General features: G+C 70.6%; 23 protein-coding genes. 12 read left to right on the top strand and 11 right to left on the bottom strand.

Features of this window, described 5'->3' with window-relative positions:
* The first annotated feature begins 56 nt into the window (after positions 1 to 56).
* The 7 genes from E1200_RS10755 (at position 57) to E1200_RS10725 (ending at position 6,737) form a co-directional block, all read left to right on the top strand.
* On the top strand, positions 57 to 1,232 hold the full coding sequence (locus E1200_RS10755) for an acyl-CoA dehydrogenase family protein (protein ID WP_131951691.1): 1,176 nt from the start codon (positions 57 to 59) through the stop codon (positions 1,230 to 1,232).
* Positions 1,229 to 2,152, top strand: a complete 924-nt coding sequence (locus tag E1200_RS10750; protein ID WP_131951690.1) for a VOC family protein — start codon at positions 1,229 to 1,231, stop codon at positions 2,150 to 2,152. The genes E1200_RS10755 and E1200_RS10750 overlap by 4 nt, the downstream gene beginning before the upstream one ends.
* On the top strand, positions 2,149 to 3,003 hold the full coding sequence (locus E1200_RS10745; protein ID WP_131951689.1) for an alpha/beta hydrolase: 855 nt from the start codon (positions 2,149 to 2,151) through the stop codon (positions 3,001 to 3,003). Before E1200_RS10750 ends, E1200_RS10745 begins: the two co-directional genes overlap by 4 nt.
* On the top strand, positions 3,000 to 4,175 hold the full coding sequence (locus E1200_RS10740) for an acyl-CoA dehydrogenase family protein (RefSeq protein ID WP_131951688.1): 1,176 nt from the start codon (positions 3,000 to 3,002) through the stop codon (positions 4,173 to 4,175). Before E1200_RS10745 ends, E1200_RS10740 begins: the two co-directional genes overlap by 4 nt.
* The gene (locus tag E1200_RS10735) at positions 4,172 to 5,023 is read left to right on the top strand and encodes an alpha/beta hydrolase (RefSeq protein ID WP_165950272.1); all 852 of its coding nucleotides are present in this window, start codon (positions 4,172 to 4,174) and stop codon (positions 5,021 to 5,023) included. Before E1200_RS10740 ends, E1200_RS10735 begins: the two co-directional genes overlap by 4 nt.
* On the top strand, positions 5,023 to 5,865 hold the full coding sequence (locus tag E1200_RS10730; RefSeq protein ID WP_131951687.1) for a fumarylacetoacetate hydrolase family protein: 843 nt from the start codon (positions 5,023 to 5,025) through the stop codon (positions 5,863 to 5,865). Before E1200_RS10735 ends, E1200_RS10730 begins: the two co-directional genes overlap by 1 nt.
* Before the next feature lie 368 nt (positions 5,866 to 6,233).
* A complete protein-coding gene (locus E1200_RS10725; protein WP_131951686.1) occupies positions 6,234 to 6,737 on the top strand; it encodes a hypothetical protein in 504 nt (167 codons plus the stop codon).
* Positions 6,738 to 7,013: 276 nt separating this feature from the next.
* Here the strand turns inward: E1200_RS10725 and E1200_RS10720 are convergent, their stop codons facing one another.
* From E1200_RS10720 to E1200_RS10685, 8 genes are all read right to left on the bottom strand, one after another.
* Entirely contained in the window at positions 7,014 to 7,157 is a 144-nt protein-coding gene (locus E1200_RS10720) for a hypothetical protein (protein WP_131951685.1), read from the bottom strand.
* 79 nt (positions 7,158 to 7,236) lie between these two features.
* Positions 7,237 to 9,030, bottom strand: coding sequence for an FtsX-like permease family protein (locus tag E1200_RS10715; RefSeq protein ID WP_131951684.1), 1,794 nt, complete (start codon positions 9,028 to 9,030; stop codon positions 7,237 to 7,239).
* Between the two features lie 5 nt (positions 9,031 to 9,035).
* Complete coding sequence (locus tag E1200_RS10710; protein ID WP_131951683.1) at positions 9,036 to 9,776, bottom strand: ABC transporter ATP-binding protein; 741 nt, start codon at positions 9,774 to 9,776, stop codon at positions 9,036 to 9,038.
* Entirely contained in the window at positions 9,773 to 10,300 is a 528-nt protein-coding gene (locus E1200_RS10705) for a PadR family transcriptional regulator (protein ID WP_131951682.1), read from the bottom strand. The genes E1200_RS10710 and E1200_RS10705 overlap by 4 nt, the downstream gene beginning before the upstream one ends.
* Positions 10,301 to 10,395: 95 nt before the next feature.
* Positions 10,396 to 11,109 carry an ABC transporter ATP-binding protein gene (locus E1200_RS10700; RefSeq protein ID WP_131951681.1) on the bottom strand — a complete coding sequence of 238 codons (714 nt, stop codon included), beginning with the start codon at positions 11,107 to 11,109 and terminating at the stop codon, positions 10,396 to 10,398.
* Positions 11,110 to 11,123: 14 nt separating this feature from the next.
* Positions 11,124 to 12,809, bottom strand: coding sequence for a branched-chain amino acid ABC transporter ATP-binding protein/permease (locus E1200_RS10695; protein ID WP_131951680.1), 1,686 nt, complete (start codon positions 12,807 to 12,809; stop codon positions 11,124 to 11,126).
* A gap of 3 nt (positions 12,810 to 12,812) precedes the next feature.
* Positions 12,813 to 13,727, bottom strand: a complete 915-nt coding sequence (locus tag E1200_RS10690) for a branched-chain amino acid ABC transporter permease (RefSeq protein ID WP_131951679.1) — start codon at positions 13,725 to 13,727, stop codon at positions 12,813 to 12,815.
* An 83-nt stretch (positions 13,728 to 13,810) separates the two neighbouring features.
* Positions 13,811 to 15,130, bottom strand: coding sequence for an ABC transporter substrate-binding protein (locus tag E1200_RS10685; protein ID WP_131951678.1), 1,320 nt, complete (start codon positions 15,128 to 15,130; stop codon positions 13,811 to 13,813).
* A gap of 188 nt (positions 15,131 to 15,318) precedes the next feature.
* Here E1200_RS10685 and E1200_RS10680 point away from each other — a divergent pair, with 188 nt between their 5' ends.
* The 3 genes from E1200_RS10680 (at position 15,319) to E1200_RS10670 (ending at position 17,221) form a co-directional block, all read left to right on the top strand.
* Positions 15,319 to 15,954, top strand: coding sequence for a TetR/AcrR family transcriptional regulator (locus E1200_RS10680; RefSeq protein ID WP_131951677.1), 636 nt, complete (start codon positions 15,319 to 15,321; stop codon positions 15,952 to 15,954).
* Entirely contained in the window at positions 15,951 to 16,583 is a 633-nt protein-coding gene (locus E1200_RS10675; RefSeq protein ID WP_207933285.1) for a TetR/AcrR family transcriptional regulator, read from the top strand. The genes E1200_RS10680 and E1200_RS10675 overlap by 4 nt, the downstream gene beginning before the upstream one ends.
* A 122-nt stretch (positions 16,584 to 16,705) precedes the next feature.
* Complete coding sequence (locus E1200_RS10670) at positions 16,706 to 17,221, top strand: flavin reductase family protein (protein ID WP_131951676.1); 516 nt, start codon at positions 16,706 to 16,708, stop codon at positions 17,219 to 17,221.
* Positions 17,222 to 17,230: 9 nt separating this feature from the next.
* Here E1200_RS10670 and E1200_RS10665 read toward each other — a convergent pair whose 3' ends face one another.
* A complete protein-coding gene (locus tag E1200_RS10665) occupies positions 17,231 to 17,869 on the bottom strand; it encodes a DUF305 domain-containing protein (protein ID WP_131951675.1) in 639 nt (212 codons plus the stop codon).
* Positions 17,870 to 18,128: 259 nt separating this feature from the next.
* On the opposite strand from E1200_RS10665, the gene E1200_RS10660 reads away from it, so the two are divergent.
* Entirely contained in the window at positions 18,129 to 19,475 is a 1,347-nt protein-coding gene (locus tag E1200_RS10660) for a hypothetical protein (RefSeq protein ID WP_131951674.1), read from the top strand.
* A gap of 135 nt (positions 19,476 to 19,610) precedes the next feature.
* Positions 19,611 to 20,609, top strand: a complete 999-nt coding sequence (locus E1200_RS10655; protein WP_131951673.1) for a sulfotransferase — start codon at positions 19,611 to 19,613, stop codon at positions 20,607 to 20,609.
* 10 nt (positions 20,610 to 20,619) lie between these two features.
* Here the strand turns inward: E1200_RS10655 and E1200_RS10650 are convergent, their stop codons facing one another.
* Together E1200_RS10650 and E1200_RS10645 are read right to left on the bottom strand one after the other, a co-directional pair.
* On the bottom strand, positions 20,620 to 22,059 hold the full coding sequence (locus tag E1200_RS10650) for an MDR family MFS transporter (RefSeq protein WP_131951672.1): 1,440 nt from the start codon (positions 22,057 to 22,059) through the stop codon (positions 20,620 to 20,622).
* A 159-nt stretch (positions 22,060 to 22,218) separates the two neighbouring features.
* Positions 22,219 to 23,229: a glycoside hydrolase family 11 protein gene (locus E1200_RS10645; RefSeq protein WP_131951671.1), complete on the bottom strand. Its 1,011-nt coding sequence runs from the start codon at positions 23,227 to 23,229 to the stop codon at positions 22,219 to 22,221.
* Positions 23,230 to 23,281 lie beyond the last annotated feature (52 nt).

Genomic DNA, 23,281 nt, shown 5'->3' with positions numbered 1-23,281 from the left:
CAGAGATGCCGGTCACGCTCTCCTGCCGATCTCCCCTACCGAAGGAACTGACGCCGATGACCGTCCTGGACGAGATCCGCCGGCTGGAGCCGGAGTTTCGCGCCGAGGAGGACCTGTCGGCCGAGCAGCGCACGCTGACCGGCCGCGCCTTCACGTACATGCGGGAGACCGGCCTCATGCGCGGGCTCCAGCCGAAGCGCTGGGGCGGCGCCGAGCTGTCGCTGCGCGAACACCTCACCGCCGTCTACGAGCTCGGCCGGATCGCGCCCTCGGCGGGCTGGGTGGCCGGGGTCATGGGGTCGCACCCGTGGCAGATCGCCCTGTTCCCCGAGGAGACGCAGGCCGAGGTCTGGGAGTCCGACCCGGACTGGAACGCCTCCTCCTCGTACGCCCCGACCGGGAAGATCGAGCCCGTCGACGGCGGCTACCGCGTCTCCGGCCGCTGGTCGTTCTCCTCCGGCTGCGACCACGCCCAGGGCGTGATCCTCGGCGGCTTCGCCGGGAAGGTCGAGGCGGCGCCCGGTGTCGAGGTGCCGAACTACGGGTCCGCGCTGCTGGACCGGGACCAGTACGCCATCGAGGACACCTGGCACGTCCGCGGCTCCCGCGGCACGGGCAGCAAGGACATCGTCGTCGCCGACGCCTTCATCCCCGAGCGCCGCTTCCTGTCGAGCCCGCTGTACGAGTACAACCCCGACCGTCCCGCGCCCGGCATGGAGACCAACCCGTCGGCGCTCTACAAGGTGCCGTGGGCGGTCATGTTCAACCTCGTCCTCGTCGCACCGATGCTCGGGCTGGCCCGCCGCGTCCTGGACGACTGGACGGCCGACACCCGCGTCCGCAAGGCGAACTGGGGCGGCTCCTACGCCGACGACCCGCTGATGCAGATGCACCTCGCCGAGGCCGAATGGGTGCACGAGGCGGCCGTCCTGAAGATGTACGACGCGATCGACACGATCACCGAGGCCGCCGAGGGCGGCGTGTTCCTCGACAAGCGGGAGCGGGCCCGGATGCGGTGGAACATCACCAAGGGCTGCCAGGAGACCGGCTTCGTGATCAACAAGCTGATGCGGGTCGCCTCGGGCCGCACCGTCTTCGTCGACCACCCGCTGCACCGCATCTACCAGGACGTGATCGCCGAACTGGGCCACGCGTTCCTGGTCTCCGAAGGCGTCGGCCAGTACTACGGCGCCGCGCTGCTCGACTCGTCCGCTCCGGAGGTCATGCTTTGATCACGCAACTCGCCTATTTGGGAATCGCGTCGCCGAAGTACGCGGAGTGGCGCGACTACGCCACCCGGCTGCTCGGCGCCGTCATCGCGGAGGACGGCCCGGACGGCGCGGTCCGGGTCAAGGTGGACGACAAGGGCTACCGCGTCGCCGTCCATCCGGCCGAGCAGGACGAACTGCGGTACATCGGCTGGGACTGCGGCAACGAGACCGCGCTGCGGTCCTACGTCGCCGAGCTCCGCGGCAAGGGCGTCGAGCTGCACGAGGGCGGCGCCGACGAGCTGAAGGAACGGCAGGTCGCCGAGCTGTACTGGTTCGCCGACCCGTTCGGCAACCGCCACGAGCTGGTCTGGGGGCAGTTCTCCACGCCGAACTCGTTCTTCCCCGGACGTCCGATGCGGGGCCGGTTCGTCACCGGCGACCTCGGGCTCGGCCACATCGTGCTCATCGTCCCCGACCTGGAGCGGGCGAACGCGTTCTACGCCGAAACGCTGGGCTTCCGGCTGTCCGACCGGGTGAAGAGCGACGTCTTCAATCTGCGGTTCTACCACTGCAACGGCCGCCACCACTCGCTGGCCGTCGCGGAGATCCCCGGCATGACCGGCATCAACCACCTGATGCTGGAGGTCGAGTCGTTCGACGACCTCGGTACCGCGATCGACCTGTTCACCGCCGACCCGGACCGGGAGATCCTGCTGTCGCTCGGCCGGCACACCAACGACCTGATGACGTCGATCTACGTGCAGACGCCGTCCTCGATGCAGATCGAGTACGGGCACGGCGGCATCACCGTGGACGACCTGACCTGGGTCGCGGGCAACCACGACCTGCCGTCGATCTGGGGGCACAACCGCTCCCAGGCGTACCTGGACGGGCCTCCCGGGATCTTCCGCACGGTCGCGGCCGAGGGGGCGGGCGGATGACCGCGGAGATCCGCGTCGCGGACGTCGGGATCGGCGGCGGCCGGCATCTGCACGTCAACCAGAGCGGCACCCCCGGCCGGCCGGCGCTGCTGTTCCTGCACGGCTCCGGGCCGGGCGTGACCGCCGCGTCCAACTGGCGGAAGGTCATCGAGGGCCTCGGCGACACCTACCACTGCATCGCCCCCGACATCCTCGGCTTCGGCGACTCCAGCCATCCGGACCCGCAGCCGCAGGGCTTCGCGGCGCAGGCCGAGGTGCGCATCGCGGCGCTGTTCGACCTCGTGGACGAGCTGGGCCTGGAGAAGGTCGTCCTGGTCGGCAACTCGATGGGCGGCATGTACTCGCTGCGGATGGCCCAGCTCCGGCCGGAGCTCGTCGACCGGATCGTGCTGATGGGCTCGGGCGGCATGCCCGGCCTGCAGCCGACCCCGGAGCTGATCAAGCTGATCACCTACTTCGACGACCCGACCGTGGAGGCGATGGCCGACCTGCTGATCCAGTTCGTCCACGACAAGAGCGCCTTCGGCGACACGGTCGAGGCGGTCGCGGCCGAGCGGATGCCGATGGTGCGGCGGCCGCACATCGAGGCGGGGCACCGGGCGATGTTCGGCCCCGAGATGCTCGTCTTCGAGCCGGACGACCTCGCGAAGATCGACATTCCGGCGCTGGTGGTGCACGGCCGCCAGGACGTCATCGTCCCGCTGGAGTGCGGCTACTACCTGGCCGAGCACCTGCCGCAGGCGGACCTTTACGTGATCGACAAGTGCGGGCACTGGACGCAGATCGAGCAGGCCGCGCGCTTCCAGGCCATCGTGCGGACATTCGTGGGGAACGGGGACGAGGACAGATGAGCATGATCGAACGGGCGCGGGCGGCGGCACCGGCCCTGGCCGCGGCCGACGCGGAAGGCGCGAAGCTGGGGCGGCTCACCGGCGAGGCCGTCGCGGCGCTGGAGTCGACGGGCGTGCTGCGCGCCCTCCAGCCGGCCCGGTGGGGCGGCGGCGAGGTACATCTCGCCGAGTACGCCGAGACCGTGATCGAGATCGGCCGGGCCTCGGCGTCGGCCGGCTGGGTGGCCTCGGTCGTGGGCGTCCACCCGTGGCAGATCGCGCTCTTCCCGGAGGAGACGCAGAAGGAGATCTGGGGCGAGGACCCGGCGCGCAGGATCGCCTCGTCCTACACCCCGACCGGCAAGATCGAGAAGGTGGACGGCGGCTACCGCGTCTCCGGCCGGTGGTCGTTCTCGTCCGGCAGCGGCATCTGCGACGGCGTCATCCTCGGCGGCATCGCCGGTCGGCGCGAGCTGAACGGGACCGAGTACCCCGACTTCACGTCGGTGATCCTGGACGCCGGCGACTACCGGATCGAGGAGAACTGGAACGTCGCGGGCCTGCGCGGCACCGGCTCCAACGACATCGTCGTGGACGGCGTCTTCGTCCCCGGGCACCGCGGCCAGTCGCACGTCTACTACACGCACGGCCTCGGCACGCCGCTGCCCGGCCAGGAGCTGAACGACGGGCCGCTGTACCGGACGCCGTGGGCGGTCACCTTCAACCTGATCATCGCGGCGGGCGCGCTCGGCGCCTGCCTCGGCTTCTACGACCAGTGGGTGAGCGAGACCCGCGGGCGGCGCACCAACTACGGCCAGCTGCTCCGCGAGGAGCCCGGCGTGCAGAACCACCTCGCCGAGGCCGCCTGGCAGCTCGACGCCGCCGTCCTCAAGGTGAAGCGGGCGGCCGACGAGCTGATGGAGCACGCCGAGCGCGGCGAGATCCCGTCCCTGGAGCAGCGCGCCTTCTGGCGCTGGGACATCGCCCGTTCCGCCAACGCGGCGGTCGACACGGTGCAGGCGCTGATGCGGGTCTCGTCGGGCCGCTCGGCGTTCGTGGACCATCCGCTCCAGGCGAAGTTCCAGGACGCCGTCGCGGCCGGCAGCCACGCGTTCCTCTTCGACGACTCGCTGGCCAAGGCGTGGGGCGGCCGCCACCTGGGCGCCGAGAAGCTCGCGGAGGTGCACCTGTGATCACCTCGACCGATGTCTCCGTCAAGGCGCGCGGCGGGGAGCTGACGTTCCGGCTGCACGAGACCGGCGAGCGCGGACCGGAGGCCGTGCTGTTCCTGCACGGCTCCGGCCCCGGCGCCACCGGGCTGTCGAACTGGGAGCGGATCATCACCGACCTGGGGCACCGCTACTGGTGCCTCGCGCCGGACCAGATCGGCTTCGGCGACTCCACGCACCCTTTGGACCCGCCGCGCGGGATGGGCCCGTTCAACGACCTGCGCGCCGAGGCGCTGCTGGCGCTGCTGGACGCCCTCGGCGTCGAGAAGGCCCACCTGATCGGCAACTCGATGGGCGGCCAGCTCGCCCTGCTGATGACGCTGGCCCGTCCCGACCTCGTAGGGAAGGTGCTGCTGATGGGCAGCGGGGGCGCACCGGACATGCCGGTCAGCCCCGGCCTCAAGCACCTCCGCGAGTTCTACGCGAGCCCCAGCGCGGAGAACCTCAAGGGCCTGCTCAACGAGTTCGTGTACGACCTCGAAGCCATGCGCGGCACCGTGGACCGCGTGGTGGCCGAGCGGATGGAGTACGTGAACCGGGAGGACGTCCGCCGGTCCCACGAGGCGTCGTTCGACCCGGCCGGCCCCCGCCGCTTCTTCACCCCCGACGACCTCGCGGCCATCCCCCACGAGGTGCTCTGCGTCCACGGCCGCGACGACCGGATCATCCCGGTCGCCGCGAGCCGCTACTTCGCCGACCATCTCCCCAACGCGAACCTCTACGTCATCGGTCGGTGCGGCCACTGGACGCAGATCGAGCACCCCGAGACGTTCGAGAAGCTCCTCGCGGGCCTGATCGACGGCCGGATCTGATGCGCATCGCCAACCACGCGGGGCGCGCCGTCCTGGTCGTCTCCGACGGCAAGGGCGCGGACATCGCGACCGCCTCGAACGGCCGTTTCGGCCCCGACCCGCAGAGCGTCTACGACCAGTGGGACGCCTTCACGGCCTGGGCGGCGACCACCACCCCGGTGCCGGACGTCGACATCGACAAGAGCCGGCTCGAGTCACCGTCCCCGGCCCCGTCCCAGGTGGTCGCGATCGGCCTGAACTACGCCGACCACGCGGCCGAGGCCGGTTTCGCGCCGCCGAAGGACCTGCCACCGGTCTTCACGAAGTTCGCGTCGTCCATCACCGGCCCCTACGGCGAGATCGAACTCCCGGAAGGCGGCAACACCGACTGGGAGGCCGAGGTGGTAGCGATCATCGGCCGCACAACCCACCGGATCTCAGCCGACGATGCCTGGGACCACGTGGCGGGCCTGACGGTCGGCCAGGACCTCTCGGAACGACTCCTGCAGTTCGTCGGCGAGGCCCCGCAGTTCGGCTTCGCGAAGTCCTACCCGGGCTTCGCACCCATGGGCCCCTGGCTGGTGACCCCGGACGAACTCCCCGACCGCGACGACCTGGCCCTCGGCTGCGCGATCGACGGAGAGACGATGCAGGACGGCCGCACGTCCAAGCTGATCTTCTCCATCCCCCGCACGATCGCGAAGCTCTCCGAGGTCATCACCCTGAACCCCGGCGACGTGATCTTCACGGGCACCCCGGACGGCGTGGGCCTGGGCATGACCCCGCAACGCTTCCTGCAACCCGGCGAAACCCTGCGCACCTGGGTAGAAGGCATAGGCGAAATGCAGCACACCTTCCGCTGAGCCGCGGCCGCCGATCAACGTTCGGACTCGGGACAATTCCTCCGCCCCGCTGATCGCCTGCCCCAGGGCGGCGGGCTCAGATCGCAGCCCGGCCACTATCTGGTCGACGTCCCGCAGCACCGCCCGCTCCAGGAGCCGCTTCTCGTTCGTGATCCATTCACCGCGCACCGCCAGCACCGCATGACCGGTTCGCATGGCGGCCGTGGACGACAGCTCCTTTGGCCGCGCCTTCGCTCTTGTGGCTGAGTGCATATGTAAGTCAGAGTCGATCCCGGTGCAGGTATCGATCTGGTTGTCTCACGCACGCTGGAATCGCCGCGCCAGGGCAGCCGGAAAGGCGGGTAATGACTGGTGCATGGACGGCTCTGGTGACGACCGGTGTCGGCGCAGTGGCCACAATCATTGGAATCGTCGTCGGCGGTTTCGTCGGACGGCGAAGTGAGGAGAGGAAGTGGGTCCGGGACGCGAAAGCGGAAGCCTTTGTCAAGTTCCTGGAACAGTACGTCAGTCTTGAGATCGATCTACGCGACGCTTACAGCGAAGGTCGAGCCGACGCCGCCGATTGGCAGGGCTACAACACCGCATTGGTCGCACTGAGCCTGGTCGCGCCACGAGAGGTGAGCGCTGCGGTGGAACCGATGGAAGAGGCGATACAGGAAATGATCATCCTCGGGGACGGCCCTCCGAATCACACTGAGTACGAAAGAGTGCACGCGTTGATGACGGAGTCGTACTCGAAATTCGTCAACGAGGCCAGGCGGTCACTGGACCGCAAGAGCGAGCCGCTCGAATTCCTGGTGGGAGGACCGCCGCCCTGGCACATGGTCAGGCGGTGGCTCCCGCCTTCCCCTGCCGAGCGCCAACCCGAGTAGCCGGTCGTGGCGTGCGGCGATCATCCGCAACTGAAAGATCAGAAAGCTCTGACGGAGCTGCCGATTCGTGGTGTCGCCGGGTTATCGTGGCGTCATGCCAGGTTGACGGTGGGACCGCATGTGCCGCGAGATCGAGGACGGCGGTCCGCTCACCGAGCGGGGGCGCCGGAACCTGTCGCGCATGCTCGCGATGAAACATGGAGTCGGGCAGGCGACGCCCTCAGGATGATCAAATGCGGCTACTCGACAAGCACTACGGGACAGGACTGCTTTTTTTCAGCTGATCCTCTGATGCTCGAGCTCGATCGCGTCCGCGCCGTCCATCGTTCGCTCCGGAGTCCACTGGAGGAGCGCCAGGCTGTACGGTTTCGCGGTCGAGGCCAGAGCCTGTATCTGTTCGTCGGTCACCGTCGTGTTCACAGTGTCTCCCTACTAAGAAATGTGCTCGCCTAGCAAGCAGACCACGGTGATGCACCGGGACGGGCTGGGTGGGCTCCCTTCAGGGCGCCTCGGCGCTCAGGGTCGGCGCTACCGGGCGGCGGGCCGCGATGCGGGCGGGGATCGCGGTGAGGGCGGCCGTCACCGGTAGCGCGGTGAGAGCGGCGGCGAGCAGGAACCACGCGGGGGGCCAGGTCGTGTTCGGGCCGGCGAAGAGCAGGCACAGGAGGAGGCCCAGCGGAATGCCGGCCAGGGCACCGGGCAGGGTCGGCAGCACCTGCGCGGCGGACAGCCCGGCGGTGACCTGACCCGGGGTGGCACCGAGGGCGCGGGCGACGGCCATGGTGCGGCGAGCCTCCTCGGCCGTGGTCCAGGTGGCGGTGAGGGTGTTGACGGCGGCGAGGACGATCATTGCGGCGGTGACGGCCAGGATCACATGGTGCTGCTGGGCGTCCCGCAGGTCGTTCGCCATGGGAGAGCCCGGGTATCCCTTCGCGGGCTGGGCGTAGATCACCACCAGGCCGGTGATCGTGACCACCGTGAGGGCGGTGGTGCAGGCGTGCAGAAAGGCGCGGCCGGGGCGGCGGGCGATCAGGCGTATCCCGAGCAGGAACGAGGTCGGCAGCAGCGCGGAGATCCTCGTCAGGTGGGCCCGGTGCCGCGGCCGATGGGCGCCGTCGGCGAGTGCGGCGACGGTCTCGGTGCGCAGGGCCCGGACGGTCGGGCCGAGCGCGGTGAGACCCGCCACCGCCAGGGCGACGACCGTCGTGAGGACGACGGTGCCGCCGGACGGACCGGTGGCGGTGGTGATCAGGCTGGCGCTGGGATTGACGATGGCGGGCTCGATCAGGCGTGCGGCGGCCAGTCCCAGCGCGTCGGCGAGCAGCGCCAGCGTCACGTATTCGGCGAGCAGGACGGCGGCGATAAGGCCGGGAGCGGCGCCGACCGCCTTGAGCAGCCCCACCCGGCGGGTCTGCGCGGCGGCGCGTCCCACGGCCAGCGTGGCCAGGCCGCCGATGGCCAGGAAGGCGATCAGCCAGCTGCCGATGACCAGGATCGGCTGGCTGTCCCTGAGCATGACCGAGTCCTGCCGGGCCACGTCCTGCCAGGCCCGGACGTTCACCCAGGTGTGCTCGAACGCCGGGGCGATGGCGGGGTCGCGGGTGGTGAACGCCCGTGCCGTGGCGGGGTCCCGCAGCTTCAGGTTGATGAAGGACGTCACCGGGACATCGAACGATTTCAGCACCCGGGTGTCCTGTTCGGCCGCCCATACCAGGCCGCCGCCGTCGCTCGGCCCGCCGTGCGGGCCGATCCCCGGCGCCCACGGGTAGACCGCGCGGGCCGCGGTCACGGCGATCCCGGTGACGGGAAGCGAGCGGCCCGCGACGGTGACGTGGTCGCCGACGCGGACGTCCAGCGCGGTGGCGAAGCCGCGTTCGACCACGACGCCTCCGGGGCGGACCCAGCCGCCCGAGGTCAGCAGCGGACGGTCGACCGGGCCCGGTGCCGGGTCGGCGACCTGCACCACCGCGGCTCCCGTGGCGCCGTGCGCCGTGAGCGTCGTGTAGTACTGGCGGTAGGGCCCGCTGTGCGCGACCACGCCGGGCGCCTGCCTCAACGACTGCAAGGCCGTGATCGTGGTCCCTCGCGTGTCGGGTGAGTAGGCGACCACGTCCGGTTCTGCCGTGGCCTCCCGCGTGTTCTGGTAGAGCTTCTCGGTCGCGCCGTGCAGCGCCACGCCCAGGCTCAGCATGGCGGTGGCGGTGGTGATCGAGACGAGCAGCATCGCGGCCTGGGCCGGATGCCGCCGGACGTCGGCCGCGACGAGTCGGAGGACGAGCAGGACGCGACCCATGGCGCTCAGTCCCCCAGCCCGATCATCCCGCCGAGCCGCCCGGTGTTGCTCCCCGCCAGCCGGGTCTCGTCGACGAACGTGCCGTCCCGCATGGAGATCAGCCGGTCCGCGGTGGCGGCGACCCGCTCGTCATGCGTGACGATCACCAGGGTCTGCCCGGCGGCTCGCAACTCTGTGAAGAGCCGCAGCACGTCGAGCGTCTCCGCGGTGCCGAGGTTGCCGGTCGGCTCGTCCGCCAGCAGGACGAGCGGCTCGTTGGCGATGGCGCGGGCGATGGCGACCCGCTGCCGCTGCCCTCCCGACAGTTGCCAGGGCAGGTGACGGGCGCGGTCGGCCAGCCCGAACCGTTCCAGGAGCGCGGCTGCGCGGCGCCTGGCCGCACGTGGCGAGCACCCGGCCAGCAGCGCGGGCAGCTCCACGTTCTCCGCCGCCGAAAGCTCCTCCACCAGGTGGAACGCCTGGAAGACGAAGCCCACCGACCGGCGCCGCAGCCGGGCCAGCGCCCGCTCGCTCAGGGTGTCGATCCGCCGTCCGTCCAGCCGCACCTCCCCGCGGGTGGGACGCTCCAGGCCGCCCATCAGGTGCAGCAGGGTCGACTTCCCGCAGCCGCTGGGCCCCATCACCGCCAGCGTCTGCGCCACCGGAACGTCCAGGTCGACCTCGTCGACCGCCCGGACCAGGCCCTCCCCCTCACCGTGCTCCTTGCACAGGCCGCGGACCCGCAGCACGCTGCCGGATTCGTTCATGCGCCCTCGTTCCCGGTCCTCGACCAGCGGCGCTCGCAAGCCTCCAGCCAGCGCAGGTCCGCCTGCAGCCGCAGCGCGACCCCTTCCAGCAGCAGGCCGGCGGTGGAGCCGTCCGGTTCGGCCAGCACCGCGCGCTGCACCTCCCCGAGGCGCCGCAGCAGCTCGCGGCGCTGCGCGTCCACCAGCTCCACGGGGTCGGCGAGCCGGGCCGCCGCCGCGGCGGCGAGCTTGAGGTGGAACTCCGCCAGGTTCGGTTTCGGCCAGTTCACCTCGGCCAGCCAGGCCGCCACCCGCTGCTGCCCGGCCGGCGTCAGCGCGTACACCTTGCGGTCCGGCCGGTCGGGGAGCCCGTCCGCGCGCTCGCCGGCGACTAGACCGGCCTTCTCCAGCCGGGCCAGCGTCACATAGACCTGCCCCGCGTTCATCGACTCGCCGAGCGGCCCGAGCGCCCGCCGCAGCCGCATGCGCAGCCCGTACCCGTGCGACGGCTCCTTCGCGAGCATCGCCAGCAACGCGTCCTGCATGCACCACCCCTAACGGCTAGCTAATACCTAGCCGTTAGCTACTGGGTCCGTCAACTCGGCGGGACAGCGCCGGGACGTCCACCTGATCCGGTTCGTCAGAAGAGGTCCCAGAAGTTGGGGCGTTGGCGCATCTGTTCGGCTGTCTCTTCGAGGATCATCTGGCCGGAGCGCATGACGTAAGCGCGGTCGGCGATCTGCAGGGCCTGCTTGATGTTCTGTTCGAGGAGGAGGATGCCCAGGTCCTCCTGGTCGGCCAGGGAGCGTAGGCGGCCGAAGATGGTCTCCACCACCGAGGGGGCCAGGCCCAGGGACGGCTCGTCCAATAGGAGCAGCTTCGGGCACGCCATCAGGGCCATGCCCAGGCTGACCATCCGCTGCTGGCCGCCGGACATCGAGCCGGCCGGTTGCTTCGCGCGCTCCTCAAGGATCGGGAAGAGGTCCCTGACGGTCGCCAGGCGCTCGGCGGTGTCGGTGCCGGACGGTGCGTTGGCGGCGCCCAGGAGCAGGTTGTCCTGGACGGAGAGGTCAGGGAACACGAAGCGTTCGGACGGGATCATCGCCGCGCCCGCCGCGACGGCCCTGCGGACCGGGCGACGGGTGGTGTCGCGGCCGGTGATCCGGACCGTCCCGGCGCGTGGGCGGACCGCGCCGAGGATCGAGCGGATCGTGGTCGTCTTGCCCGCGCCGTTGTGGCCCATCAGCGTCACGATCTCCCCGGCGTCGACGCGGAGGCCGACGCCGTGCAGGACCTCCTTGCGGCCGTAGCCCGCCACCAGGTCGCTCACCTCGAGCAGGGGCGCGTCCGTCATTGTCGGTTCTCCTGTCACTGGGCGCCGAAGTACGCGTCGGCGAGCCGGGCGGAGCCGGTCAGTTCGGCGAGCGTGCCCGAGGCGGTGATCTCGCCCAGCTCCATGAAGTAGGTGTGGTCGGACAGTTCGCGCACCACGTCGAGGTTGTGCTCGACCAGGCAGACGGTGCGGCCCTCGTCCCGGACGGCGGCGACCATGGAGAGCATGGTCTCGACCCAGGTCGCGTCTACGCCGGAGGCCGGTTCGTCAAGGAGGAGGACGTCGGCCCGTGTGGCCAGTGCCCGAGCGAGTGAGACGAGCTTGGACTGGCCGTAGGAGAGGGCGTCGGACGGGGTCGCGGCCTCGTCGGCCATGCCGACGAAGTCGAGCCACTCCAGCGCCTGGGCGGCGACCTCCCGGTCTGCCCGGGAGACGGCGCGGCCCGGCACGAAGAGGCGGTCGAGGCGCTCGCCCCGCTGGTCGGGAACGGCGAGCATCACGTTCTCCAGGCACGTCAGCCGGTTCAGGAGCCGGACGTCCTGGAAGGTGCGGACCAGTCCGGCGCGGACGACCAGGTCCGGGCGCATCCCGACCAGCTCCGCGCCGTTCAGCGTCACCGAGCCGGCGTCCGGGGCGATGGTGCCGGTGAGCAGGTTGAACACCGTCGTCTTGCCCGCCCCGTTCGGGCCGACGAGCGCCGTGACCGTGCCGCGCCGCAGTTCCAGGGAGATGTCCCTGGCCGCCACGATCCCGCCGAACCGCTTGGACAGCCCCTCCGCGCGCAGGACCACGTCGGCGGCGTGCTCGTCAGGACGTTCCGGGCGGGGTGCGGCCGTCGCGCGGGCGGCGGGTGCGGCGACCCGCTTGGAGCGTTCGGGGAACAGGCCCTGGGGGCGGACGATCATGACGAGCACCAGCAGCGCGCCGTACAGCACGACCTGCAGCAGCGCGGCCTGGGTGCTCTGGAAGCCGAGGACTCCGCGCAGCACCGGCTCGATCATCGTGAGGCCGACGCCCGCCACGATCGAGCCGGTCAGGTTGGCGCTGCCGCCCACGATGACCATGGCGAAGACCGCCATCGCGAGCGGGAATCCGAACGCCGACGGGGTCGCCTGGCCGAGCCAGCCCGAGTAGACGCCGCCGATCAGGCCGGCCAGCCCGCTGGTGATCGCGAAGATGCCGATCTTGTGGCCGAAGGTGTTCTTGCCGAGCGCGCGGGTCGCCACGGCGTCCTCGCGGATGCCCTTGAGGATCCGGCCGTAGGGGGATTCGCCGAGGCGCCGGCAGATGGCGAAGACGAGCGCGAGGACGGCCGCCGACGGGATCAGCCAGTCGGAGGGCTCCGACAGCTCCAGGCCGAACAGCCGCAGGCCGTCCACGCCGGTGATGCCCATGACGCCGCCGAGGGAGTCGAACGTCGCGAAGACCCCGATGATCCCCAGCGAGAACGCCAGCGTCATCAGGATGAGGTACTCCTGTTCGAGCCCGAGGGCGATGAGCCCGATCACGACACCGAACGCGGTGGCGATCAGGACGGCGACGGCGAGCGAGGCGAGGTAGGGCCAGTCGTGCACGCCGGAGAGGTAGGCGATGGTGTAGCCGCCGACGCCCGCGAAGGCGGCGTGGGCGACGGAGACCTGCCCGGCGTAGCCGACGAGCAGGTTGACGGTGACGGCGAGCGCCGCGAGCAGCAGCGCCTGGTCCAGATAGTTGACCCACATGGCTCAGGCCCCCTTCAACGACACGGGACGGAGCCGGGGAAGCCGGTCCCTGACCGCGAGGAACGCGAGGTAGCCCGTGAGGACGACGAAGACGGCGGTGCTCGTCCACTGGAGCGACAGCCAGTTCGACGCCCACTGTTCGAGCAGCCCGAGCCCGACGCCCACCGGCAGCGCGCGCAGCGGGGACGCGCGGGTGCCCGCGAGGAAGGCCACCACGAAGCCGTAGATGACCGTCGTGTCGCCCATCGTGGGCTGGACGGTGTACAGCAGGCCGTACCAGAGCGCGCAGGCGCCCGAGATGAGGCCCGCGGCGGCGAAGCAGACGAGGTTGACCCGGCGGACGCCGATGCCGAGCACGGCGGCCAGCGCCGGGTTGCTGCGGACCGCCTTGATCGAGCGGCCGATCGGCGTGCGCGCCAGGAACACGGTGAGCCCGAGGACGAGGAGCACGCACGTCGCGGTCTGCTGGAGCTCGAAGCCGGACACCTGCACCGGGCCGATCTCGTGCCGCTGCGTCTGCGGCCCGTAGAACGGCAGGCTGCTGGTCCCGAACTTGAGCTGGAGCAGCGCGATGCCCGCGGTGCTGACGCCGATCGAGGTGACGAGCACGGCCAGCATCGCGCGGTCGGCGGCGCGGCGGGCGACGGGCTCGTACACGCCGGCCTCCAGCAGCACGCTGAGCGCGACCGCCGCGCCGAGGCCCGCGAGCGCCGAGGGCCAGAACGGCGCGCCCAGCCCGTCCATGACCCAGAAGGCGGTGTAGGGCGCGACGGTGTAGGTGAGCGCGTAGGCGAAGTGGAAGCGGGTCGTGACCCCGATGACGAGGGCCAGCCCGGCGCCGAGCGCGGCGTAGAAGGCGCCTCGGACGAGGCCGTTGGCGGTCAACTGCCAGAGTTCGGCGCCCAGCAGGTCGTGCATGCGTCCTCCGGATTCGAGGGGAGCCGGATTCGAGGGGAGGGGACGGCCCGCCGCGGGCCGTCCCCCGGAACACGAAGCGGCCGTCAGGACGCCATGCGGAAGTCCTCGCCGTTGACGTTGTAGGTGGCGAGCTCCTTGACCTTGCCGTCCCGGTACTCGAACACGCCCATCGGGCGGCGGGAGACGCCGTGCGTCTTCAGGTCGATCTTGAGTTCCCCTGCCGTGGCGGCGTCACCGCCGTAGACCGACGCGAACACCGGGTCCTTCTCCAGCGCGGCCTTCAGTTCGGCGCTGTCGCCGGGGTCGCCTCCGTCGGCGACGACGCGGCGGACGAGGTCCCAGATCAGCAGGGTCTCCTCGTAGGCGTTCGCCGCGTAGAAGTCGGGCTTCGAGCCGTACGCCTTCTCGTAGGCGTCCACGAAGAGCTTCGCGAGCGGATTGGCCGGCTCGGACGCGTTGAAGTAGTCCATCGCGAACGTGAAGCCGTCCGAGTCGAGGACGCCCTTGGACGCCTTGACCGCCTCGTCGGTGAACTCGATGCCGAGGAGCTGGCTCTTGATCCCGGAGCTCTTCGCCTGCGCTGCGAACGCGCCGGGTGCGGCGCCGCCGAACGCGACCCAGAGCAGGTCGGGCTCGTTCTCCTTGACCTTCGAGATCATGCTCGCGTAGTCCTGGGAGGTGGGCGCGACGGTCTCCCACAGGCCGTTGAAGGTGAGGCCGGCGGCCTCGAACTTCGCCTTCATGTCGGCCTGGATGGCCGCGTTCAGCGGGCCGAGGTCGACGCCGACCAGGCCGACGGTCTTCCCGCTGGGGTTCGCCTTCTTGAACCACTCCAGCGCGCCCGGGACCGCGTCGGACGGCGCGACCGCCCGCGTCCCGTAGAAGTACTCCGTGCCCTTGGTGAAGACCTGGGCGCCGCCCACGCCGTCGAGGCTGAGGATCCGGCTCTTGTCGGTGTCGGCGAGCATCGCGCCGAGCCCGTCGCCCATCGAGGTGATCTTCGCGGGGACGCCCTCGGACGCGAGCTCGGACGCGGCCTGCTTGGCGGCGACGGGGTCGGGGCCCTTGATGTCCTTGACGCTCAGCTCGATCGCGGGCCCGCCGGCCGCCTTGATCTGGCCGACCGCGAGCTTCATCGCGTTCTGCATCGACTCGCCGTTGCTCGCGGACGGGCCGGAGAGGGTGAGCGCCGCACCGAGCTTGAACGTGACGTCGCCGCCGAGGTCGGCGCCGTCCTGGATCTTGAGGACCTTGACGAGGTCGGCGGCCTGGGTCCTGGCGTCCGCGGCGCTGACGGCGGGGTCGCCGGAGCCGCAGGCGGCGAGGGCCGTGGCCGCGGCCACCGCGGTCGCGGCGGGAACGATCAGCCGCCAGGGGCGGAGTTTCCTGCGAGGGGTGGGCATCTTCTTCTCCGTTTCGCTGACCGGCGCCGAGCGCTGCCAGGACCGAACACGCCCCAAGGATCCGTATTGATCACTACATTGAATGTAGCGATCATTACAGGGACGCCCTGCGAAGGTACCCATGATGTGATGGTCGACACAACCCCCCGCAGAAACCGAGTTTCTGAAGGCCAGAGGAGCGACCGCACATGCGCAAGACGGCGCGACGCCACCAGCAGGGTGAGGAGTCGAGGCTGAAGATGTTGGAGGCGACGCTCGCCATCGCCGCCGAGCGCGGCTACGACGGCACCTCCATCGCCCGCGTCACCGAGGCGACGGGGCTGCCGGCCAGCTCCGTCTACTGGCACTTCCGCAACAAGGACGAGCTGCTCGCCGCGACCCTGGAGTTCAGCTACCGGCGCTGGCGCGAGACCGCGCCGACCTGGCAGGAGCGGGTCGGGATCTCCGACCCGGCCGAGGAGATCCGGGACCGGCTGCACCGGGCCTCGCGCGCCATCACGACCCGTCCGGAGTTCTGGCGCCTGGGCCTGATGCTCGGCCTGGAGAACCGCCCGAAGGAGCCGGCCGCGCGGCGCCGCTACATCGAGGTCCGCGCCGACACCCGCACCGCGATCAGGGAGTGGTGGGAGCAGGTGCTCCCCGGCGGGTCCCCGGAGCGGGCGCGGGAGGTCGCCGACCGGATGGCCCGGTTCCACCTCGCCGTCATGGACGGGCTCTACATCGGCGTCCGCTCGGACCGGGACTGGAACCTGGAGCGGCTCGTCGACCTGATCGCCGCCGGCGTGCACGCGCAGGCCGTGGCCTGGCTCGGCGAGGCGGCGTGAGCGCCGCCCCGCCCGGTGCCGGGTCCGCCGACGACCGGGAGATCTCCCGGGTCCGCATCCTGCGGGCGGCCGCCGAGATCGCCTCGGAGTGCGGCTACGAGGGCACCACGATCTCCAAGGTCACCAAGCGGTCCGGCCTGCCGGCCAGCTCCGTGTACTGGTTCTTCCGCGACAAGGACCACCTGATCGCCGAGGTCCTGCGGCACAGTTTCGAGCAGTGGATCGCCGCCCAGCCGCGCTGGGAGCGCGATCCGCGCGACGAGCGCCCGCTGGCGGAGGGGCTGCGCGCGATCCTGTCGCGGTCGGTGCGGACGCTGCCCGGCGCCCCCGACTTCCTCCGGATCGGGCACATGCTGCTGCTGGAGTCCCGCGAGGTGGAGGCGGAGGCCCGCCAGTACTTCCTCGCGACCCGGGACGCGGTGGCGAACAACATCGCGGCCTGGTTCTCCGCGCACTTCGACACCGAGCTGCAGGCCAGGCGGCCCGAGCTCGCGATGGACCTCGCCCGCATGGTCATCGCCTCGACCGACGGGCTCTTCCTGGCCCACCAGATCGACGACGAATGGGATCCCGACGACTTCATCGAGATCATCGTCGCCATCGTCGAGCAGGCGGTCGCCACGGACTGAGCCGCCCGCGGCCGGGGTGCGCGCCGGCCCCGGCGGGGCGGCCGCTCCGGAAACGGACGGTTGTCAGGCCGGGGTCCCGCATGGCAGTCTCTGTAGCGATCACTACAGGGAGGAGTTCCGCCATGCGGCTGACAACCAGCGAGGCCGGCACGCCGGTCATCGATCCCGCCCGCCTCCGGCACGTGCTGGGCCACTACCCGACCGGCGTCGTCGTCGTGACCTCGCTCGACGCCGCCGGCACGGCCATCGGCATGACGGTCGGCACGTTCACGTCGGTCTCGCTCGACCCGCCGCTGGTGGCCTTCCTGCCCAACAAGGGCTCGAGCTCGTGGCGCGCCCTGCGCGAGTCGGGTGAGCGGTTCTGCGTGAACGTCCTGTCGGCCGGGCAGGAGGACGTCTGCCGCGCCGTGGCGATGCGCAAGACGGACAAGTTCCACGACATCGGCTGGCGCCCCTCCCCCGGCGGCAACCCGGTCATCAACGGCGCGGTCGCGTGGATGGACTGCGTCACCGAGCAGATGCACGACGCCGGGGACCACTACATCGTCGTCGGCCGCGTCCTGCATCTGCAGGAGGGCGACGGCGACACGCCACTGCTGTTCCACCGGGGCTCGTACGGCACCTTCGTCCCGCACTGAGCAGGGGGCTCAGCCTGCGAGTATGTCCTTCATTCGACCAATTTCGGCCAGTTGGGTGGATTCGACGTCCCGGGCCAGTTGCTGGACGGTGACGTCGGTGCCCCTGTAGAGCACGTCCTTGACCATGGTGAGCGCGCCCTCGTGGTGAATGATCATCAGGTCCAGATAGAGCTTGTCGAACGCCTCGCCCCGGGCCTCCCGCAACCGTTTGAGCTGCTCAGGGGTGGCCATTCCCGGCATGTCCGCGTGCTGCCCCCCGTGGTTGCGTCCGTGCGCCTTCAGGACGGCCTTGGGGTTCTTCTCCAGCCACGACCGCATCGCCGCGATCTCGACCTTCTGCGCGGCGTCGATGCGGGACGCCAGCGCCCGCACCTTCTCGTCCGACGCCCGCTCCGGCGCGAGCTTCGACATCTCCAGCGCCTGCGCGTGGTGCGGGATCATCATCTGCACGAACGCGACCTCCGCCGCAGTCGGCTCCGCGGGCTTGCTCGGGCCCGCGACCTGGGTCTTGTTCGGCTCACCCGGGCGGCCCGGAACCAGCACGGTCTTCGAGGGAGCCGCCTCCGTCTCCCCGTCCGAACTGCATCCGGACAGGATGCCGGCGGTCATCGCGCCCGCCGTGATCGCCACCGCGACCCGGTTCCGCATCGAACCTCCCACGTTCGGCCGGTGCCCCGACCGTATCCGCGGAACGCGGTGACACAAAAGTCTTTCCGGTGTCGAGACGATCACAGACAAGTTCAGGTCTATGCATCGACCCCGAAACGTTACATACTCCGGATGATCAGTAACTCTGCTCGGGGGCCATATCGACAAGGGAGTCAGGGTGGCAACAGGACCTAGGCGAAGAACGAGACGCAGGGCCCTGCTGGGGGTCTTCTCAGGCATTGCGCTGGTGATCTCCGCGATGTCCGTTCCGCCGGCCTCGGCCGACCGCGGACCGGACGACGACGGCATCACCAAGACGAGGAACATGCACCATCTGGCGAACATCCCCAAGCAGGGGCCGTTCGCCGCGGAGAACGCGTACAACTCCGACTGGGCCTTCCAGGGCAAGTACGCCTTCGGCGGCAACTATGAAGGCTTCACGGTCTACGACATCAGCCGCCCGTCGCGGCCGAAGGTCGTGTCCGTGGTGCACTGCCCGGGTTCCCAGAACGACGTGTCGATCGCCGGGAACCTGCTGTTCCTGTCGACCGACAGCTCGCGCAGCGACGACTCGTGCCAGTCGGTGCCCAAGCCCGCGACCGACAAGTCGGCGTGGGAGGGCATCAAGATCTTCGACATCAGCGACGTCCGCAACCCGCGCTACGTCAAGGCCGTCGAGACCAAGTGCGGTTCCCACACCAACACGCTGGTCCCCGGCAAGCGCGGCACCGCCTACATCTACGTGTCGTCGTACTCCCCGAACGACACCTTCCCCGACTGCCAGCCGCCGCACGACCTCATCTCGATCGTCGAGGTCCCGCTGCGGAACCCGGCCGCCGCGCGCGTGGCGTCCGAGCCGGTCCTCTTCCCGGACGGCGGCAACCCCGGTGACCCGCCGGGCACCGAGTGGCCGAACGACACCCGGGCGACCTCCGGCTGCCACGACCTGACCGCCTACCCGGAGAAGGACCTGATGGCCGGGGCCTGCATGGGCGACGGCGTGCTGTTCGACATCTCCGACCCGCTGAAGCCGCGCACGATCACGTCCGTGCGCGACGACGAGAACTTCGCGTTCTGGCACTCGGCGACGTTCAACAACAGCGCCTCGAAGATCGTCTTCACCGACGAGCTGGGCGGCGGCGGCGCGGCCACCTGCACCGCGGAGATCGGCCCCGAGAAGGGCGCCAACGCCATCTACGACATCGTCGGCAAGGGCAAGCACCGCAAGCTGAAGTTCCGCAGCTACTTCAAGATCCCGCGTATGAACGCCGAGTCCGAGAACTGCGTGGCCCACAACGGCTCGCTGATCCCGGTCAAGGGCAAGGACATCATGGTCCAGGCGTGGTACCAGGGCGGCATCTCGGTGATCGACTTCACCAACTCCCGCAAGCCGAAGGAGATCGCCTGGTTCGACCGCGGCCCGTGGTCGGAGGAGCTCGGCATCGCCGGCAGCTGGTCCGCGTACTACTACAACGGTTACATCTACTCGAGCGACATCCAGCTGGGCCTGGACGTCATCGACATCCGTGACCGCCGTACGGACAAGGCCAAGCGCATCAGGCTCGACGAGCTGAACGCGCAGTCCCAGCCGAACTACTTCCGCTGACCCGTCCGAACGGAAGCCTCCGCCCCGCCGACGCACCACCCGGCGGGGCGGAGGCGCGTCCAGGCCCTCCCGCCCGTCGCGGGCGTCCCGGTCAGCTGGGCACGCGGCGGCGGAAAGCGGCACAATGTCCTGATCATGGATGCTGAGACGCACGAGGCCCCCGCACCGCCCGGACGGCCCGCGAACCTCCGGTCCAGGTTCGCCAGGGGGCAGGACCGCCCGCCGACGTCGGTGTTCATCGTCGGCACCCTGTTCTCGGGCTCGACCCTGCTCGGCCGCGACCTGACCACCCGCGTCCGGAAGGCCCACTACGTCGGCGAGCTGAACAACTTCACGCGGTTCCCCGGGCTCAGCCACGAGGGCACCGGCCGGACGATGTGCGGGCCGTGCTCCATCCTCGGCAAGACGTGCCGGCACTTCACCGCCGCGCTGCGGGACCGGGTGGGCTACGACGACATCCTCGGCATGCACGAGCAGTTCGCGCGGTCGCTGGGCGCCTCGGCGGTCATCGACGGGAGCAAGTACGTCGCCTGGCTCCGGCACGCCCTCGAACAGCAGCTCGCCGCCCCGGCCGACCGGCCCACGCCGCACGTGATCGTCACCGTGCGGAACCCGATCGCCTTCGCGATCAGCCACCGCAACCGGACGGGCGAGGCGCTGTGGCAGGGAGCCGGCATCTGGCGGGACACCTACGTCGACGCCCTGCGGACCACCAATACGCACGGGCTCCCGAGCCTCGTGGTGCGCTACGAGGACTACATGGCGGAACCGGAGCGCTCGCTGGGGCGCCTGAGCGCGTTCCTGCACCTGCCGCTGGAGGACGAGCCGGACAACACCGCCCTCCACGACACCGGCGGCAACTGGAGCTCGTTCGTCCCCTACGTCGGTAGGGAGCTGGTCGAGAAGCACATCGAGCGGCTCGGGGAGGGTCCGCGCGAGCGGACGCGGAACTTCGTGAAGCACGCGAAGGAGTACTGGAACGACGGGAAGCCGAAGGAGGACACCCGCTGGCACGGCAGCCTCGACGCGGGTGAGGCCAACGCGGTCCTCAGCACCCCCGGGCTGGCCGACGTGGCGAGTCTCCTCGGCTACAACGTCGCCGAGGTCGTCCACCTGGCCGTCCGGCCCGGCTGACGGACGGCCGTCAGCGGGCCGGTTCGAGCGCCGGCTCCGGTTCGGCGGCGGGCTCGTCCAGCACGGGCGGGTGCTTCGGCAGCAGGACGGCGAGCACCACCGTCGCCACCGACAGCGCGGCGCTGACGATGAAGGCCAGCCGCATACCGTCGAGCTGGGCGAGCGCCTCGGTGGCGCCGGCGGCGAGCCGGGTCTCGGTGCGGGCCGCCATCACGGTGACGACGAGCGCGGTGCCGAAGGCGGCGGCGACCTGCTGGAGGGTACCGAGCATCGAGCTGCCGTGCGAGTACAGCGCCGCCGGGAGCGCCCCGAGGCCGAGCGTGAAGACCGGGGTGAACGTCGCGGCCAGCGCGACCATCAGCAGCGCGTGCAGGCCGAGCAGCTGCCAGTACGGCATCGTCATGGAGACCTGGGTGAAGCCGGCCAGCGTGAGGACGATCCCCGCCGACCCGGGGACGATCAGCACCCGGCCGCCGAAGCGGTCGAACAGCCGGCCCACGGCCGGGCCGAGCAGCCCCATCGCGAGGCCGCCGGGCATCACCAGCAGCCCGGTCTCCAGCGGGGAGAGGCCGCGCAGGTTCTGCAGGTAGAGCGGCAGCAGGATCATCGCGCCGAGCATCGTCATGAACCCGAGCGACATCAGCAGCAGCGCCAGGGTGTAGGTGGGGTGGCGCAGGACGCGCAGGTCCAGCAGCGGAGCGTCGCGGCGCTGCAGCCGGAGCTGGCGGAGCACGAAGACGGCGATCAGGACCGCCCCGGCCGCGACGATCAGCGGCCCGCCGGACTCGCCGAACCGGCTCAGCCCGTAGACGAGGGAGCCGAACCCGGCCGCCGCGGTGACGACGCTGAACCAGTCGATGGTGCCGGCCTCCGGTTCGCCGACGTTCTCCAGCCGGGCCAGGCCGCGCCAGGTGACCACTCCGGCGATCGGCAGCACGGCCAGGAACAGCAGCCGCCACGAGCCGAGCTGCAGCAGCACGCCCGACACCGCCGGGCCCATCGCCGGGGCGACCGACATCGCCAAGGTCACGTTGCCCATCACGCGCCCGCGCTCCTGCGGCGGCACGACGGTCATCAGCGTGGTCATCAGCAGCGGCATCATCACCGCCGTGCCGGTCGCCTGGACGATCCGCGCGAGCAGCAGCACCTCGAAGACGGGCGCGACCGCGGCCAGCGCGGTGCCGCCGAGGAAGACGCCCATGGCGAGCGCGTAGGCGCGGCGGGTGGTGACGCGCTGCAGGAACCAGCCGGTGACCGGGATCACCGCCGCCATCGTCAGCATGAACGCGGTCGAGAGCCACTGCGCGGCCTGCTCGGTGATGTGCAGGTCGGTCATCAGCCGCGGGATCGCGTTGATCATGATCGTCTCGTTGAGGATGACCACGAAGGTGGCGATCACCAGGAGGCGGATCACCGGGGGCGTCCGCCGGGCCGTGGGGGCTGACTTCATAAGGGTCGCTTCCGAGTCAAGGGGCATGCGGGATCAGACCAGCATCGCACCGGGAAGTCATCGGACGCACCGGGATAAAAGTGCGGCGCGGCGGCCGGGGGCCGCCGCGCCGCGGTGGGAGCGGGGGTGGGTTCCTTTCAGGTGTGCGTCAGGCGTGGGTCAGTTCGCGCTGCAGGAGACCGTGGGCCAGGTCCAGTTGCCGTTGTGCTGGATGGTGACGCCCCAGTTGTTGCCGTTGCCGTTCGGCCTGGCGGTCAGCACCTGGGCGCTCGGCCAGCTCGCGTCGACGTTCCACGTGGCGATCGTCTTGGCGGGGGACGGCACGTTCATCGTCACGGTCCAGTTGCTGGAGCCGGACACCGAGACGTTGAGGTTGTACCGGTCGCTCCACTGCTGCCCGGCGGACAGCGTCGCGGTGCAGCCGCCCGGGTTCCCCGGGTTGCCGGGGTTCCCCGGGTTGCCCGGGTCGCCGCCGGTGCCGCCGATCGTGATGTTGGAGCTGCCGCTGCTCTGGTACCCCTCGGTCGCCATGATCTGGTAGTCGTGGTTGCCGAGGTTCATCCCGTTCCGGGCCCACGCGTCGAAGTGGTTGCCGGCGGTGATGGTGCCGCCCGTCCGCCGCGACTGCCGGACGCTCCAGAACTGCGGGAACGTCGCGGTGCCCTCGATGGACGGCTGGTTGTACCGCATCGTCCGGTAGATGTCGTAGGTGCCGCCGTCGCTGGTGACCGTGCCCATGTAGTCGCCGGTGGGCCGGTAGGTGCCCCAGTTCTCGACGACGTAGTACTCGACGAGCGGGTTCCGCGTCCACCCGTAGAGCGTCAGGTACGAGTTGCCGGACGGGTTGAAGCTGCCCGAGTAGCTCACGGACCTGCGCGCGCCGGTCGCCCAGCCCTTCCCGGCGACGAAGTTGCCGGTGTTGCGCCAGGAGGTGCTGTAGTTCCCGCCGGAGCCCAGCTCCATGGAGACGGTGCCCTGGCTGTCGGTCCAGAACGAGTAGAAGTAGCCGCCGTGGTTGCCGGTCTGGTTGGTGGTGACGGCCGCGCTCGCGACGCCGGGCAGGGCCGCCACCAGCACGGCTGCGGAGGCGACGGCGAAGAGGGAGCGGAGGCGGCCGCGGCCGCGGCGGCGTCTCGTGCGGCCGGCGGCGGCTTTCACCAGTGTGTTCATGCGTTCTTCCTCCTTGGGACCGGGGGGGGGGGGGGGGGTCGCCGGGCAGCAC

It is taken from the genome of Actinomadura sp. GC306 (assembly GCF_004348665.1).
GTDB lineage: Bacteria > Actinomycetota > Actinomycetes > Streptosporangiales > Streptosporangiaceae > Spirillospora.
This window is presented reverse-complemented; position numbering and strand designations above follow the sequence as displayed.